This is a genomic window from Enterobacter sp. UNJFSC 003 (assembly GCF_036903355.1).
Classification (GTDB): Bacteria; Pseudomonadota; Gammaproteobacteria; order Enterobacterales; family Enterobacteriaceae; genus Enterobacter.
This window is the reverse complement of the sequence record NZ_JBAKHK010000001.1, coordinates 461,438-477,565: the sequence shown is the minus strand read 5'-3', so window position 1 is coordinate 477,565 and position 16,128 is coordinate 461,438. Positions and strand designations below refer to the sequence as shown.

The window sequence follows — 16,128 nt, the reverse complement described above, 5'->3', positions numbered from 1 at the left end:
GTTATCCCTGCTGAGCTTTCAGTGCCTGCGCCCACTGACGGGCAGACTGATCGAGTAAGGTGTATACCGCTTCAAAAGCCTCGCGGCTTTTACGATACGGATCGGGAATTTCACGTTCATTGTCCCAGTGACCAAACAGCATCACCTTGCCGCGCATCTCGGGTGCTATCTCGCACAGCGCGTGGATGTGACGTTTTTCCATCGTCAGGATCAGGTCATACTCGCGGCACATGCGGCCGGAAACCTGACGGGCAACGTGCCCGTCGAGGGAAAGGTTATGGTCCATGGCAACGTTCGTTGCGCGCTCATCGGCACCTTTACCGACCAGCGCGCCCAGCCCTGCGGAATCAACGGTGAGGTCGGGCTGATACTGTTTCAACAGCCGCTCAGCCGTTGGGGAACGGCAGATGTTCCCCACGCATACCACCAGAATTTTGTTAAACATCGCGGATTACCAGGTATGAATGTCGCGCGCCGTATCCGTCATGTAGCGAACGCCACTGATGGTTGGCAGCAACTGGTTGATCAGACGGTTCCAACGGGCAACCGGCGCGGTGGTGACATACACCACATCGTATGGCTGGAGGCGGAACTCCGTTGCCATCACCAGAGAGGTCGCATCGGACATATCCAGCTGGTAGATGTTGGCAATCTTGCCTTTCGCGCTGCCTTCACCTTTCAGCGGACGGATCACGAAGATACCGCTGGCGTTAGACGAGGTCAGATCGATACCTTCCGCATTGCCCAACGCTTCGGTCAGGGTCATGCCGCTGAAGTCCATTTTGAGGGTGCTCTGTTTCTTCACTTCACCCATCACGAAGACTTTCAGATCGTCATTGCGCGGTACGTAGAGAATGTCGCCCGGATAGAGCAGACGGTTTTGGGTCAGGTCGCCGTTTTGCATCAGCGCCTGCAGCGAAATGCGCTGCTCTTTACCTTCATGGGTCAGTACCACGTTGCGCCAGTCGGCACCGTCGGTTAAGCCGCCCGCGGCGTTGATGGCATCCAGCACGGTCAACGGCACGTTGGTGATGGCCTGCTGACCAGACTTGTTAACCTGGCCCGAGATATAGGCTTTTTGCGAGCGGAACGCGGCGATATTAACGTCTACCTGCGGGTCAGCGATGTACTGCGCTAAGCGGCCGGTAATATCACTACGGATCTCGGCAAGCGTTTTGCCGACCACATGCACTTTGCCGATATACGGATAGAACATGGTGCCGTCAGACTGTACCCAGTTACCGGTGTCGCTTGAGCTGCGGTATTGGCCTGCCGGGGTGGTCAGTTCAGGGTGATCCCACACGGTGACATTAATGACGTCACCCGGCCCTACGCGGTACTGGTATGCCGCAATTTCCTGGTCCAGCGACATATTCGGCTGGGCAACATTGGGACGTGGGCGTAATTGTTCAACCAGACGTGGCGTCAGGGGATAAACATTCACCATTTTATCGAGATCAAAATCAGCATCCTGTTGTTTGATCACATCCTTGCCCGATGTAGACATATTGCTGCCGGGAAAGACCGTACAACCACTCATCAAGGTCACAGACACCAATAATGGCATCAATTTCATTTTGGATTTCATCATTGATTATTTATCACTTTGGCAGAGTAATTATCCTGTGCAATTTAAATAAGCCCGGGGTGTTTTGGCTTTTAGCATGCAGTTAAGCAAATAGAAATATAACTGGCATCAGTCCTAAAAAAAGCTTATTCATCCATTGGCTATTGACAGAATAATCGAGGCTGATTCACACGCTTTCAGGCACGCTACCGCCCTTGGCTTTCAGTTACCAATCCACTGACTAAACAATGTGTTATGGATAGACACCCTCTTGAACAAGGTCTTATTGAGTATTAAACAGCCACTTAGCGTGACCGAATGATAATGAATTACCACCCAATAAAGCCGAATCGAAAATAGCAACAATGAAATTTAACATTTGATGCTGAGGGAATTGTTGCAGTTAACCTAATAGCAGGCAAGGAGACAACCGTCCTAATATCGGTTTTTAAGATTAATATTAAGAGCAAATTTTTGACTTTTTAGGATTTTCTTTATATTGACAATAAACCCCATAAAACCATTGAGTGCGATATATCCTAAATAGCGCTCTTTGTAATTAAATCTACGCAATTACCTTATTTACAGGCGAATTTATTGGCACGCTTTTTTCTGCTGTCTATTAAGAGAAATCTCAGCCCGGCATTGCATTTTCCTTCAGCTTTATCCATGATCGAAGTGTGACATTGGTCATATAACAGAAGGTATTGCTATTACTATGGAATGGATTGCCGATCCCTCAATCTGGGCCGGGCTGGTGACGCTGGTCGTTATCGAATTAGTGCTCGGGATTGATAATCTGGTGTTTATCGCCATCCTCGCCGAAAAGTTGCCCCCTTCCCAGCGCGATCGCGCGCGCGTAACGGGCCTGCTGCTGGCGATGGTGATGCGGCTTTTGCTGCTGGCCTCAATTTCCTGGCTGGTCACCCTGACCACGCCGCTGTTTACCGTTCACGGCCTGAGCTTCAGCGCCCGGGATCTGATCATGCTTTTCGGTGGTCTGTTCCTGCTGTTCAAAGCGACGGTCGAGCTTAACGAAAGGCTGGAAGGTAAGGACAACGAAAATCCCACCCAACGCCGGGGCGCCAGGTTCTGGCCCGTCGTGGCGCAAATTGTAGTGCTGGATGCGGTTTTCTCTCTGGATTCGGTCATCACCGCCGTCGGGATGGTGGACCATCTGGCCGTGATGATGGCTGCGGTCATCATCGCCATCACCCTGATGGTGATGGCAAGTAAGGCGTTGACGCGTTTTGTGAACAGCCACCCGACTATCGTCATCCTCTGCCTGAGCTTCCTGCTGATGATTGGCTTTAGCCTGGTCGCCGACGGGTTTGGCTTTACGATTCCTAAAGGCTATCTGTACGCCGCCATTGGCTTCTCGGTGATCATCGAGTCGCTTAACCAGCTGGCCATTTTCAACCGTCGGCGCTTCCTCTCCGCGAACCAGACCCTGCGCCAGCGGACCGCTGACACGGTGATGCGCCTGCTCAGCGGCCAAAAAGAGGACGCGGAGCTGGACGCCGATGCTTCTGCCATGTTGGCCGACCACAGTGACGGGCAGATTTTTAATCCGCAGGAGCGGCGCATGATTGAGCGGGTGCTGAATCTAAATCAGCGCTCGGTGAGCAGCATTATGACGTCGCGGCACGACATTGAGCACATCGACCTGACGGCTCCGGAAGAGCAAATCCGCGCATTGCTGGATAAAAACCAGCACACCCGCGTGGTGGTAACGGGCGGAGAAGACGATGAGGAGCTGCTGGGCGTGGTGCATGTCATCGACCTGCTGCAACAGCAGCTTCATGGTGAAGCGCTGAATCTGCGTGCGCTGGTGCGCCAGCCGCTGGTATTCCCGGAAACGCTGCCGTTACTTTCCGCGCTGGAGCAGTTCCGCAACGCGCGCACGCACTTCGCTTTTGTGGTGGACGAGTTCGGTTCCGTTGAGGGGCTGGTGACGCTCAGCGACGTCATGGAAACTATTGCCGGCAATCTGCCAAACGAGGTGGATGAGATTGATGCGCGCCATGACATCCAAAAAAATGCCGACGGTACATGGACCGCCAATGGCCATATGCCGCTGGAAGATCTTGTCCAGTACGTTCCGCTGCCGCTGGATGAAAAGCGGGAATACCACACCATTGCCGGTTTGCTGATGGAGTATCTGCAGCGGATCCCGCAGCCGGGCGAAGAAGTCCAGGTGGGGGATTACCTGGTTAAAACGCTACAGGTTGAAAGCCACCGCGTGCAGAAGGTGCAGCTGATCCCGCTGCGTGGTGAGGACGATCTGGACTACGAGGTTTAGGCAAAAAAAACGGCAACAGGGTTGCCGTTTTGAGCGTTTTATCTCTTTTCCACAGGGCTCAAAGCTTATCTAACAGCTTCTTCACGTCCTTTCCGGTCTGCGAATCTTTGTTTCGCTCCGCCCAGCTGTTCAGACGACGTTTAGCTTCGTCCTGCAGATGCTTACGCAAGATCTGATCCACCTGCAGGCTGTAGTTCAGCGCCTGCCATTTACCGTAAACGTTCAACGGAATCGGCGTCTCTTTCAGGAAGTCGATAAGCTCGCTTTCACCTTCCCAGCCGGACAGCACGCGAACATTAAAGCGGGTATCTGCCGTCTCTTTGACTAAATCAAGCGTTCCGGCACCGGTCAACGACAGCAGGGATGACGTTCCCTGCATCGCATCAAGGGAGAGCTTGCCGTTGTTCAGCGTCAGGTCGCTGGTAAAGCTGTCGAGACGCGTTGCGCTGTCGTAGTTCTCATTGGCCTTCACGTTGCTGCTGCGCTCAACCGCCTGCTGCACCAGCTGCTGGAAGTTCAGACCTTCCATACGCGAGTCTTTCAACTCGACGTGCGCCTGACCCTGCCATTCACGGCGGAAGGCATCCGCATCAATCTTCGTGCCGGAGAAATCTCCCGCCATCGTCAACTGCCCCGTGAGGGCAATCGGGTAATTGAAGGCTTTCAGGATGGTGCCAATCTCAACCTTGTCGAGACGGGGCTGGAACTCAGCGCTGGCCGTGTCGTTACGCACGTCCAGGGTGCCAGGCAGCGACATATGCCCTTCCCCCATTTTGCCGCTGAGCTCTGAAATCACCAGCAGGCCATTATGGTTGAACATCTGGCTGCTGACGTCTGTAAAATCGATGCCGCGCCAGCGCACACTGTTGGCTTTCAGCAGAATGTCGGCGGTAAACCCACGCAAACCGTTGTAGTTCGGCTGATCGAGATTTGACGAAATGACCGGGCGTGACTTTACAACCTGGCTTTGTCCTGTCTGCACAGCATCGCCGTTAGTCGCGCTATCCGGCTGTGGTGGCAGCAGGTTTTCGAGGTTTAGCTTGTCGAATTGCAGATCGAAAACCCATTTCGGCTTTTCGGCAAGGATGACGCTCGCCTGCCCTTTCAGGGTGCTGTCATTGGCCTGCACATTGAGATTGTTCAGCGCCAGCTGCTTAGTCTCTTCACGCCACACGGCCTGCAGGGTGCCTTGTCCCGTAATGCCTTTCGTCGGCAGATCGGCTCCCGTGAGCTGCCAGTTCATCTGCTGGATATCTGCGGTCAGCTGATGCGGATAGTCTGACGCATTCACATTGGCACTCATCGACAGATTGAGATCGCGCTGGTCGCGGTTAACCCGTCCTGAGAACTCCAGGGTGGCGACATGGTTGGCATCCTGCTCCATCGACAGATTGATGTTGCGAACGGTCACCTGCTCATCGCTTTCATGCTGGAAAACCAGCACGCTGTCGGCCACTTTTAGCTTGCCGATATCAAATGACCAACCGGTATCAGACGGTTCATCGGGTAAGGTATTTTCGCGCGGCGCAACCGGTGCATCCGCGTTACGCACGGCTTCAGTTTGCGGGGTAAGCTGGATAACCGCCCCCTTAAGCATTACCTGGTCAACCTGCAGCTGGTGAGAAAAGAGCGGGATCAATGCCACGTCAAGACGCATGTTGTCCGCGGAGACCAGCGGCTGAGAAGCCCCCGGCGCGGTTAACGACATGCGGCCAGAAAGAATGCTGAGCTGCGGCCAAACGTGCCAGCGCAGCGGCCCGTCAAGCTTCAGTTGGTAACCGCTGCGTGCGTCGACCTGCCGCACCATATAAGCACGGAAATCGTTCGGGTTAACCAGCAGAACCAACGCCGACAGGCCAGCAACCAGCACCACCAGCAGAATCATCAGCGTTGTCAGAACTCTTCTCATGGCATCCTCAGTGGACTACGTTCAGTCTTTATCAATACGGCTCGCAACCGCGCCCTGCTGGTCGCGATATTTCGCGTCCTGACGGCGGTTATAAGGACGAGCTGCCGGGCCAGTCAAGGGTTCAAAGCTCAGCGCGCCAATCATCATACCCGGGCGCAGCGCCAGCGGCAGTTTACCCGCATTGAAGAACTCAAGCACGATGCGGCCCGACCAGCCGGGATCGATACGGTGCGCGGTCACGTGAACCATCAGCCCCAGACGCGCAAGAGATGAACGACCGTCCAGCCAGCCCACTAAGTCTGCGGGCAGCGTTACCGATTCAAACGTTACGGCCAGCGCCAGTTCGCCCGGATGCAGGTAAAAGGCCTCGCCCTCATCGAGCACGATTTCATCACTCATCACGCGATCGAGCGACGCGCTGACTTCATCCTTCGGCCCGCTGAGGTCGATAAACGGTGCCGTGTGGCCGCTAAAGGTGCGGAATTTATTGCCAAGACGAACATCGACGGTGACACCGTTAATGCGTTCGACCGGCGGACGCGGGGTGATAGATAAACGGCCCTCATCCAGCCAGGCTTCTATATCGCGGTCACAAAGACGCATGGCACTTTCTCCTTTCGTGCATCGTACCCTGAGACCAAACAGGCTCAGGGCAAAACCAGGTTATCTCTGAACGGTACACAATTCGCGCGGCTTATTCAAAAAACTGGCTGATTTTCGCTTTTAAGATATCAATAGCGATGCGGTTTTTACCCCCGCGAGGCACGATGATATCGGCATATTGCTTGGACGGTTCAATAAATTGCAGGAACATTGGACGAACGGTTTTCTGGTATTGCGCCATCACGGAGTCCATCGAACGGCCACGTTCGTTAACGTCACGCTTGATGCGGCGCATCAGGCAAATATCCAGCGGCGTATCAACGAAAATCGAGAAGTTCATTGACTCACGCAGACGCGCGTCGGTCAGAAGCAGAATGCCTTCGAGGATGATGACTTTCTTGGGCTCAATGCGAATGGTTTCTTTAGTGCGGGTGTGCTCTACGTAACTATAAACAGGCAATTCGATCGCCTGGCCGCTCTTAAGCGCTTCTAAATGCTGGAACAGCAGACTGTGGTCCATGGCATTTGGGTGGTCATAGTTGGTTTTAACGCGCTCTTCCATCGACAGATGGGATTGATCTTTGTAGTAGCTGTCTTCGGGAATGACGCCGATGTGCTCATCACCAACTTGTTCACGCAGTTCGCGATAAAGCGTACTGGCAATAAGACTTTTACCTGAAGCCGATGCGCCGGCGATGCCTATGATGACGCACTGATGAGACTTATCAGTCATAAATTTAGCGACCTGATTAACCTGGATGTAAGGAAGGACGACGCCGTAGCGTCAAACGCGGCAATTATAGGGATTTCGGGGGCGTGATACCAGTCGAAAGCGAAGGATATGCGAGACTGTCTGAAAAGTGGCTTTTCGTGCCCTTTGTGAAATTTAAGCGCACATTTTTCCAGCGTTCAACATGAATTTTTTACAGAGTAACTATTTAATAAGTCTATGATGTCAAATTATGAGCAGTCGCCATATGAATTGTAAATTGTTTGTACTAGCATGAACCCAATTCCTACTTTCACTCGTCGGACCTTCCTCCTGGCGGCATGGCGTCTCTGGATAAAGCGGTAATGAATAAACAATACCAGCGGGTTTTGGTTACCACCCCACATCCTTTATTGCGACTTGTCTGCTTGGGCCTGGTCACCTTTATCTTTACCTTATTCTCGCTGGAGCTTACCCGCTTCGGCACGCTGCTGGCCCCGCTCTGGTTTCCCACCTCCATTATGATGGTGGCGTTTTATCGCCACGCCGGGAAAATGTGGCCCGGCATCGCGCTGGCCTGCTCGTTTGGCAATATTCTGGCGTCATGGATGCTCTTTTCCTGGGCCTCGCTGAACCTTTCCTATGCCGCAATAAACGTCATTGAGGCCTGTATTGGCGCATTGCTGCTGCGCAAACTGCTTCCCTGGTATAACCCACTGCAAAATTTGAACGACTGGACGCGTCTGGCGATAGGCAGCGCGCTGGTCCCCCCGCTGGTGGGCGGAATCCTGGTGCATTTCCTGGTACCTTCCGCCGAGCCGCTGCGTAATTTCCTGGTGTGGGTTTTATCAGAATCGATCGGCGCACTGGCGCTAGTCCCCCTCGGCCTGCTGTTCAAACCCCACTATCTGCTACGCCATCGTGACCCCAAACTGTTGCTGGAAACGCTGGTGACCATGGCCGTAACGCTGGTTCTGAGCTGGGCGGCGATTATATGGCTACCCTGGCCGTTTACCTGCATCATCGTACTGCTGATGTGGAGCGCGGTGCGTCTGCCGCGGATGGAAGCCTTCATGATCTTCTTAGCCACCGTCATGATGGTATCGCTCATCATGGCAAGGGATCCCATCTCCATCACGCCGCAAAATACCGTGGTCATGTTTAATGCCCCCTGGCTACCGTTCCTGATGCTGCTCTTGCCGGCCAACGTGATGACAATGGTGATGTACGCTTTCCGCGCGGAACGTAAACACATCACCGAAAGCGAAGAGCGCTTTCGTAATGCGATGGAGTATTCCGCCATCGGCATGGCGCTGGTGGGAATTGAAGGACAGTGGCTACAGGTGAACAAAGCGCTGTGCAATTTCCTGGGCTACAGCCAGACAGAACTGCAGTCGCTCACGTTCCAGCAGCTCACCTGGCCGGAAGATTTGAATACCGATCTGGAACAGCTCGAACAGCTGGTGAACGGCGATATCAACACCTACAGCCTGGAAAAACGTTACTACACCCGTAATGGCGAGGTGGTGTGGGCGCTGCTGGCGGTCTCGGTCGTACGCCATGCTGATGGCACTCCGCTCTATTTTATCGCCCAAATTGAGGACATTAACGACCTCAAGCAGACCGAATGGGTCAACAAGCGCCTGATGGAACGTATCACCCTTGCCAACGAAGCCGGTGGTATCGGAATTTGGGAATGGGATCTGAAGCCGGATATCATTAGCTGGGATAAACGGATGTTCGAGTTGTACGACATCCCACCGCACATCAAGCCGACGTGGCAGATCTGGCATGACGCCATGCTGCCCGAAGATCGCGAACATGCCGAACAGGTGCTGCGTGATTCACTGATGGCCCGGCTGCCGTTTAAGCTCGAATTCCGTATCCGCGTCAAGGAAGGCATCCGCCATATTCGCTCTCTGGCGAACCGGGTGCTCGACAAGCAGGGTGAAGTCGAACGTCTGCTGGGCATCAATATGGACATGACGGAGGTCAAACAGCTGAACGAAGCGCTATTCCAGGAAAAAGAGCGTTTGCACATCACGCTCGACTCCATCGGCGAAGCGGTGCTGTGTACGGACATCGACATGAATGTCACCTTTATGAACCCGGTCGCCGAGAAAATGAGCGGCTGGCTGCAGGCAGACGCTATCGGACAACCGCTCCTGAAGGTGCTGCACATCACCTTTGGTGAAAATGGCCCGCTCATGGAGAACATCCACAGCGGTGATATGTCTCGTTCCGATATTGAACAGGATGTGGTGCTGACCTGCCGCACCGGCGGGCACTTCGACATTCATTACAGCATTACGCCGCTCAGCACCCTGGACGGACAAAATATTGGCTCTGTGCTGGTTATTCAGGACGTCACCGAGTCGCGTAAAATGCTGCGTAATCTAAGCTATAGCGCGTCGCACGATGCCCTCACCCGCCTGGCAAACCGCGTCAGTTTCGAAAATCACCTGAAACGCCTGCTGCAGACCGTTCAGGATACCCGCCAGCGTCATGCCCTGGTCTTTATCGATCTCGACCGCTTTAAAGCCGTCAATGATAGCGCAGGCCATGCGGCAGGTGACGCCCTGCTGCGCGAGCTCTCTTCATTAATGCTCACGATGCTGCGGTCCAGCGATGTGCTTGCACGACTGGGCGGCGATGAGTTTGGCCTGCTGCTGCCGGAGTGTAATATTGAAAGCGCGCGGTATATTTCTGGCCGCTTAATCCATGCCATTAACGATTATCACTTTACCTGGGAAGGACGTCTGCACCGCATTGGCGCCAGCGCCGGTATCACCCTGATTGATGAGAATAACCATCAGGCGTCGGAAGTGATGTCCCAGGCAGATATCGCCTGTTATGCCTCGAAAAACAGCGGTCGCGGCGTGGTAACGGTTTACGAACCGCAGCAGGAGCGGATCCACAGCCCGCGCAGCATGATGTCGTTGGACGAACAGTGGCATATGATCAAAGACAATCACCTGATGATGATAGCCCGCAGCGTGGCCTCCCCGCGTATTCCGGAAAGCTGCAACTTCTGGCTGATTTCGCTACGCCTGTGGACCAGCCAGGGGGAAGTTCAGGAAGAACATGCCTTCCGTTCCGGGCTGGCAGAGCCCGAACTTCTGCACGCCCTCGACCGCCGTATTTTTAGCGAGTTCTTCCGCGCCTATGCCGCACAGGTAGCCAATAAAGGCGTGGGCGTCGCCCTGCCGCTTTCAGAAGCCGGTTTAGCCAGCGTCACGCTGATTGCTGAATTGCTCGAACAGCTGGATAAAAGCGCGTTACCGGGCCGTCTTCTGCACCTGGTCATTGCCGTCGACGTTGTGCACAGCACGGATGAAAACGTCCAGCAGGGCCTGCAAAAACTCCGGCACGCAGGCTGCCGGGTGGTGCTGAGCAAGGTGGGAAGCGACATGAACGTCTTTAACCACCTGAGCGTAAATATGGCCGACTATCTGATGCTGGACGCGGAGGTCGTCACCAACGTTCATGGCAACCTGATGGACGAAATGATGGTGACCATTGTTCAGGGCCATGCGCAGAGGCTGGGCATGAAAACCCTCGCCGGGCCCTGTAATCAGCCGATCATGATGGATACGCTCTCTGGCATTGGCATCGATTTCATATACGGAGACACCATCGGCGAGCCGCAGCCGCTGGACCTACTGCTGAACACCAGCTATTTCGCCATCAACTGACGGCGTCCAGCCGTCGGTATACCAGATGTGAAGCAGCGCGTAGGAACGCCACGGCTGCCAGCGCTGAGCATAACGCCGGATTTGTGCAGGCGTCATGCCGGCAAAGCGCTGTTTAATCAGATAATCATCAGGCAGAAAAACGTCCTTCGCCTGCCAGCCGCGCAGGGCAAGGTAATTTGCCGTCCAGCGCCCGATCCCCGGCCGCTGCTGTAGCGCTTTCATCCCGGCTTCTATGTCCTCTGGCGGGAACAGTGGAAAGGTGCCATCAACCACGGACTGCGCCAGATGAATCAAGGACTCCGCCCGCTTAACCGGCATGCCGAGCGCCTTCAGCGCCAGCGGATCGACTGCGGCGAGCGCCGCCGGCGTGGGGAAACAGACATATTCCGGTGCATCGTTTACCGGTTCGCCACAGAGCGCCACCACGCGAGACGCCAGTTTCGCCGCCATCGCCACGCTGACCAGCTGTCCCAGAATCGCCCGCACGCCCTGCTCGTATGCATCCATTGCGCCCGGCAAGCGCAACCCCGGGCGCGCGGCACCCAGATCGCCCAGCGCATCCGTAATCTGCTGGGGATCGCATGCAAGATCGAACAGGCGCGCAATGCGGGTAAGGCAAGATTCCGCCACCGGAATCAAGCCCGGGCTGAGCGTGACGTGGAGCGTATGCGAGGCGAGATCTGGCGTAACGCGAAATATCCCCTTGTGCTCCTCACAGGCAAAACTACGCTCGTAATACGCAGGGGTGACGGTCTCAATCCCCGTTACCGCACGTGCGCCAAAAAAGCCAAACATCCATTGCCAGTCATAGGGGGGTTGCCAGGTCAGGGTATACATTTATGCTCCTTTGTGTTGCCCTCAGCATAAACGCAAAGGCCATGTTGCGCCTTGCTTTCATATTAATGTTGTCGCGCAGCAGACATTTCGCTAAAGTCTCGCCCCTTCTCATCGGCATGGGGATTCCTGCGTGTTTATTGGATTTGACTACGGTACGGCAAACTGCTCGGTTGCGATAATGCAAGACGGGCAACCACGGCTTCTCAAAATGGAAAAAGAGAGCACGCTGCTGCCATCCATGCTCTGCGCGCCAACGCGTGAAGCGGTGAGCGAGTGGCTGTTTCGCCATCATCAGGTGCCCGCTACGGCGGCAGAATCACAGGCTCTGCTGCGCCGTGCGGTCAGTTTTAACCGCGAGGAAGATATCGACGTCACGCCGTCCAGCGTGCAGTTCGGCCTCTCTTCACTCGGGCACTACATTGAAGACCCGGAAGAAGTTTACTTCGTTAAATCACCGAAATCCTTCCTCGGCGCCAGCGGACTGAAGCCGCAGCAGGTTGCGATGTTTGAAGATCTGGTCTGCGCGATGATGCTGCACATCCGTAATCAGGCACAAACGCAGGTTTCCGATGCGATTACCCAGGCGGTTATTGGTCGCCCAATCAACTTCCAGGGGCTGGGCGGGGATGACGCTAACCAGCAGGCCCAGGGCATTCTTGAGCGTGCGGCGCACCGTGCGGGTTTCCGCGACGTGGTATTCCAGTATGAGCCGGTTGCCGCGGGGCTGGATTTTGAAGCCACGCTGACGGAAGAAAAGCGCGTGCTGGTGGTGGATATCGGCGGCGGCACGACCGACTGCTCGCTGCTGCTGATGGGGCCACAATGGCATTCGCGCCGTGACCGAGAAAACAGCCTGCTGGGACACAGCGGCTGCCGCGTGGGCGGTAACGACCTCGATATCGCCCTGGCGTTCAAGAGCCTGATGCCGCTGCTCGGTATGGGTGGGCAGACAGAAAAAGGCATTGCCCTCCCGATCCTGCCGTGGTGGAACGCCATCGCTATCAACGACGTCCCCGCGCAGAGTGATTTTTACAGCACCGCTAATGGCCGCTTCCTGAACGACCTGGTGCGCGACGCGCAGGACGCTGACAAAGTCGCCCTGCTGTACAAAGTATGGCGTCAACGGCTGAGCTACCGCGTGGTACGTACCGCCGAAGAGAGCAAAATCGCCCTCTCCGCTCAACCAGAGCACGCCGTGTCACTGCCGTTTATCAGCGATGACCTGGCGACCGCTATTTCTCAGGCAGGGCTTGAAACGGCGCTTGCCCAGCCGCTGCAGCGGATTCTGGAGCAGGTGCAGCTAGCGCTTGAAAACGGCAAAGAGAAGCCAGATGTGATTTACCTGACCGGCGGTAGCGCGCGTTCGCCTCTGATCAAGAAAGCGCTGGCAGAACAACTGCCGGGTATTCCGATTGCCGGGGGCGATGATTTTGGTTCCGTAACGGCGGGCCTTGCGCGCTGGGCGCAGGTGATGTTTAGTTAAAACGACGCTCGGCCCCGTACTATGATACGGGGCGAGCGGATTCAGGGTGCGGTAAGGCGCGGATTGCCCTGCTTTTCCTGGCCTGGAGACTTCTTTTTCTGGACGGGCCTCTCGATATTTTCACACCGCTTCATGAAGCCTTTGAACTCCGCCACCGCCACCGGGGGCATAAAAAAATACCCCTGCTGGTAGTCGACCTGGTTATCCACAAGCCAGTCGCGCTGGTAGTCATATTCCACCCCCTCAGCCACGGTCTGCAGCCCCAGAATGGCGGCCAGGTTTATTATCGACTCCAGCATCGGCAGCGGCTGCTCATGCGCGTGGATGCCGTTGATAAAGGTCTTGTCTATTTTAATCACATCGAGTTCAAGCTCGTTCAGATAACAGAGGTTCGCATATCCCGTGCCAAAATCATCCAGCGCAAACAGCACCCCGCGATTGCGCAGGGACCGGATCAGCTCTTTTATTGCCGGAGTGACCACCAGCGTCTGGTTTTCGGTTATTTCGATCATCAGCTTTATCGGCAACGATTCTGTTAACTCTAAAAAATTAAGGCACTCCCAGTAAAAGACGGGATTACTCAGGCTTGAAGGGCTGACGTTAAAGGCGACAAAAAAGGACTGTCCATGACAGTGAATGCTGTGATTTAAATCGCTGGCTACCTTACTCATTAAATAGCTGGTGAGCTCATTAATAAGCCCGCTATTTTCCGCCAGCGGAATAAACTCACGCTGGGAGATGGCGTAATTATGGCCCAGCGGCCAGCGCGCTAGCACCTCTACCCCGCTCAGCTCTCCATTGCTGCCGACGATAGGCTGATAATACGGAATAATTTCCTCATTTTTCAGCGCCAGACTCAATCGATCGGCCTCGTTATTATCACAGACATAGCGCGGCGGCTTTTCATTTCCGTTTATTCTCTCTGCCAGCAGGCCGTTACGGGAAAGAAAAATAATGGACTCGTTGAAATTATCAAATTCCAGACGATGGGTTATTTTATCCCGATAGCGATAAAGCGATTTCACCGTCAGCGAGTTCGCCCGGCAAAATTCCTCCTGGCCGGTACGGGTGAATGAGGCATTAAGCATCTCCTGTTCAAAATTGCTCAGGCGAAATTCATCCACAAAGCCTATTCTGGCGGGCGCACCGTTTTCAATATTCGCCATCAAAACCTGCTTCAGCGAATCAATGACGGCATCAGCGCCCAGATTGGCATCGATAAACTCCGCGTATTCAAAGCCTCGGTTAATACATTTATTTTCACTCAGCTTAATAACCATGCTGTTGATATTGATAAACTGACTGCTGTTTCTTTGCAGCCACCTTTTAACCAGACCAAATGGCATTCGGCTATCAATAATTAACAGGCAGGATTTGTACTGAGGCGTGGAGATAATAGAATCGTTGATATAAGTTCCGGTATCCACCAGTATCAGATTAGGTAAAAATGACCTAATCCCTGAGAAAAGATAAATGTCATAACTAAGCAGGAAGACCTTTTTCGTGTTCATAATCATCATCATCATGTTTTTAATTGCAAAGGTTACCCCTCCCTCAAATAGAGAGAACATTCACAATTGATTCGGTTTCCAACGACATACATGTCAAATAATTAATATTATCATTGCAAAGCTAAGGAAAACTTTTTATATCCCCCGGGTTACTACTGCGATCAGAGTTAAAATGATAAGAATATTCCTGTCACCAGAACAGGGAATTTCCTTAGCTACGGCAAGTACAAACAAATGCTCTTACATTCACAACCAGACAAACTAAAATTTCAAAAACACATCAATTTACAGATAAAAATAACTGTAAAGCATTGTCAATCAGAGAATCACTTCGCACGACAGACCATCAGCGTGCGGCGCAAATCCCTGATGCCATACACGTTGCCGTCGATATGGATGACCTTATAATAAAACATCTTCTGTTTTGACATCAGCAGATCCGTTATCGCGTCGGGCAGATCGTCATTATCGTTCTTAACTATTGCCAGGCGCTCCGTACGCAGATATCCGTCGCTGTCCTTCTCTAAAAAACGTAGCGACGTAGTGCGATTCACGGCGTACTGTTTATCATTTACGTCCAGTACGCCCACCTGCGACAGCATTCCGTCTTTTTCCGAAGAGATCCTGAATACCTGGAGAACCTCTCCCTTTATTTTTATCCCGTCCTTTTGCGTATCCAGCTCGATATGATATCTAGAGGTACAAACCAGCGCCGCCGGGATTGCTCCGCGTTCAAGTACAATGATAAACAGAGCGACCAGTGCCGCTATGATGCTAATAAAAATAATTTTGGCACTCATACGCCACCTTTTTTTCATCCATCATACAAATACTGAAAAAATGTTCTTTCAGTTTATTGTTCTTAGACAGACTGTTATCATCATAAAATACGATGACTTTCTTTGCACCGTTACAAATAGTCTTAAACCCTTTCCATTTTTGCGAATGCAGAAACTTAAAAATTTTCTCCGAAGAATTATCATTCGTCGTATACACCTCGCAGCCCCCGGTATTTGAAACATGCACCACGCCGTCGTTATTGCGAAACATGACGGTGAGAAAAATACCTGCACCGCCCAATAAAACCAGGGCAACAACAAACCAGATTAACAGTGTTTTATTCCACGGAAAGGTCACTGCAGGATTAACGGACGCTACGTTTTTCTCAGTAGAACTCAATACCTCTTCGCGGTTATCACTAACCTGCGCCTGAAAAATAAACCCTTCTCTCGGAATGGTGATAATAACGTCATCAATGTCCAGAGAAGAAAATGCCTTACGCAACAGGCTAATACTTTTATTAAGACTATGGCCAGATGGATTCATGCCATACTTAGCCCAGACTTCTTCAATGATCAGTTCCCTGCTTAATTGTCGGGCATTATTTACAATAAAAAAATCCAGTAACCTTGCCACCGAGGCGGAAAGGACAAGCTGTTGATTTTGTATGCTCAATTCTCGTTTCGTTGCGTCGTACAAAACCCGACCATTAATAATCTTTCTCATCCAGAC

General features: G+C 53.2%; 12 protein-coding genes. 3 read left to right on the top strand and 9 right to left on the bottom strand.

Translation table 11 applies throughout. From position 1 onward, the window contains the following. Position 1 precedes the first annotated feature (1 nt). Together wzb and V5P19_RS02115 are read right to left on the bottom strand one after the other, a co-directional pair. The gene (wzb, locus tag V5P19_RS02120) at positions 2-445 is read right to left on the bottom strand and encodes a low molecular weight protein-tyrosine-phosphatase Wzb (protein WP_334399684.1); all 444 of its coding nucleotides are present in this window, start codon (positions 443-445) and stop codon (positions 2-4) included. Positions 446-451: 6 nt separating this feature from the next. Further along, positions 452-1,591: a polysaccharide export protein gene (locus V5P19_RS02115; protein ID WP_334399682.1), complete on the bottom strand. Its 1,140-nt coding sequence runs from the start codon at positions 1,589-1,591 to the stop codon at positions 452-454. A gap of 694 nt (positions 1,592-2,285) precedes the next feature. On the opposite strand from V5P19_RS02115, the gene V5P19_RS02110 reads away from it, so the two are divergent. Continuing rightward, entirely contained in the window at positions 2,286-3,869 is a 1,584-nt protein-coding gene (locus tag V5P19_RS02110; RefSeq protein WP_334399680.1) for a TerC family protein, read from the top strand. Between the two features lie 58 nt (positions 3,870-3,927). On the opposite strand, the gene asmA is transcribed toward V5P19_RS02110, so the two are convergent. The 3 genes from asmA to udk all read right to left on the bottom strand — a co-directional run bounded on the left by asmA (position 3,928) and on the right by udk (position 7,114). Beyond that, positions 3,928-5,778, bottom strand: a complete 1,851-nt coding sequence (gene asmA / locus V5P19_RS02105; protein ID WP_334399678.1) for an outer membrane assembly protein AsmA — start codon at positions 5,776-5,778, stop codon at positions 3,928-3,930. Positions 5,779-5,799: 21 nt separating this feature from the next. Continuing rightward, a complete protein-coding gene (gene dcd, locus V5P19_RS02100; RefSeq protein ID WP_334399675.1) occupies positions 5,800-6,381 on the bottom strand; it encodes a dCTP deaminase in 582 nt (193 codons plus the stop codon). Positions 6,382-6,472: 91 nt separating this feature from the next. Beyond that, positions 6,473-7,114, bottom strand: a complete 642-nt coding sequence (gene udk, locus V5P19_RS02095; RefSeq protein WP_334399673.1) for a uridine kinase — start codon at positions 7,112-7,114, stop codon at positions 6,473-6,475. A gap of 341 nt (positions 7,115-7,455) precedes the next feature. Between udk and V5P19_RS02090 the strand changes: the two genes are divergently transcribed. Next, complete coding sequence (locus V5P19_RS02090; RefSeq protein WP_334399671.1) at positions 7,456-10,785, top strand: diguanylate cyclase; 3,330 nt, start codon at positions 7,456-7,458, stop codon at positions 10,783-10,785. On the opposite strand, the gene alkA is transcribed toward V5P19_RS02090, so the two are convergent. Next, on the bottom strand, positions 10,750-11,622 hold the full coding sequence (gene alkA, locus V5P19_RS02085) for a DNA-3-methyladenine glycosylase 2 (protein ID WP_334399669.1): 873 nt from the start codon (positions 11,620-11,622) through the stop codon (positions 10,750-10,752). The two genes, V5P19_RS02090 and alkA, sit on opposite strands and share 36 nt — an antisense overlap. Positions 11,623-11,752: 130 nt before the next feature. On the opposite strand from alkA, the gene yegD reads away from it, so the two are divergent. After that, on the top strand, positions 11,753-13,105 hold the full coding sequence (gene yegD, locus V5P19_RS02080; RefSeq protein WP_334399667.1) for a molecular chaperone: 1,353 nt from the start codon (positions 11,753-11,755) through the stop codon (positions 13,103-13,105). A gap of 41 nt (positions 13,106-13,146) precedes the next feature. On the opposite strand, the gene V5P19_RS02075 is transcribed toward yegD, so the two are convergent. The 3 genes from V5P19_RS02075 to V5P19_RS02065 all read right to left on the bottom strand — a co-directional run bounded on the left by V5P19_RS02075 (position 13,147) and on the right by V5P19_RS02065 (position 16,122). Then, entirely contained in the window at positions 13,147-14,616 is a 1,470-nt protein-coding gene (locus tag V5P19_RS02075) for an EAL domain-containing protein (RefSeq protein ID WP_334399665.1), read from the bottom strand. 326 nt (positions 14,617-14,942) lie between these two features. Continuing rightward, positions 14,943-15,416, bottom strand: a complete 474-nt coding sequence (locus V5P19_RS02070) for a hypothetical protein (protein ID WP_334399663.1) — start codon at positions 15,414-15,416, stop codon at positions 14,943-14,945. After that, positions 15,391-16,122, bottom strand: a complete 732-nt coding sequence (locus tag V5P19_RS02065; protein ID WP_334399661.1) for a winged helix-turn-helix domain-containing protein — start codon at positions 16,120-16,122, stop codon at positions 15,391-15,393. The genes V5P19_RS02070 and V5P19_RS02065 overlap by 26 nt, the downstream gene beginning before the upstream one ends. Positions 16,123-16,128: the final 6 nt, after the last annotated feature.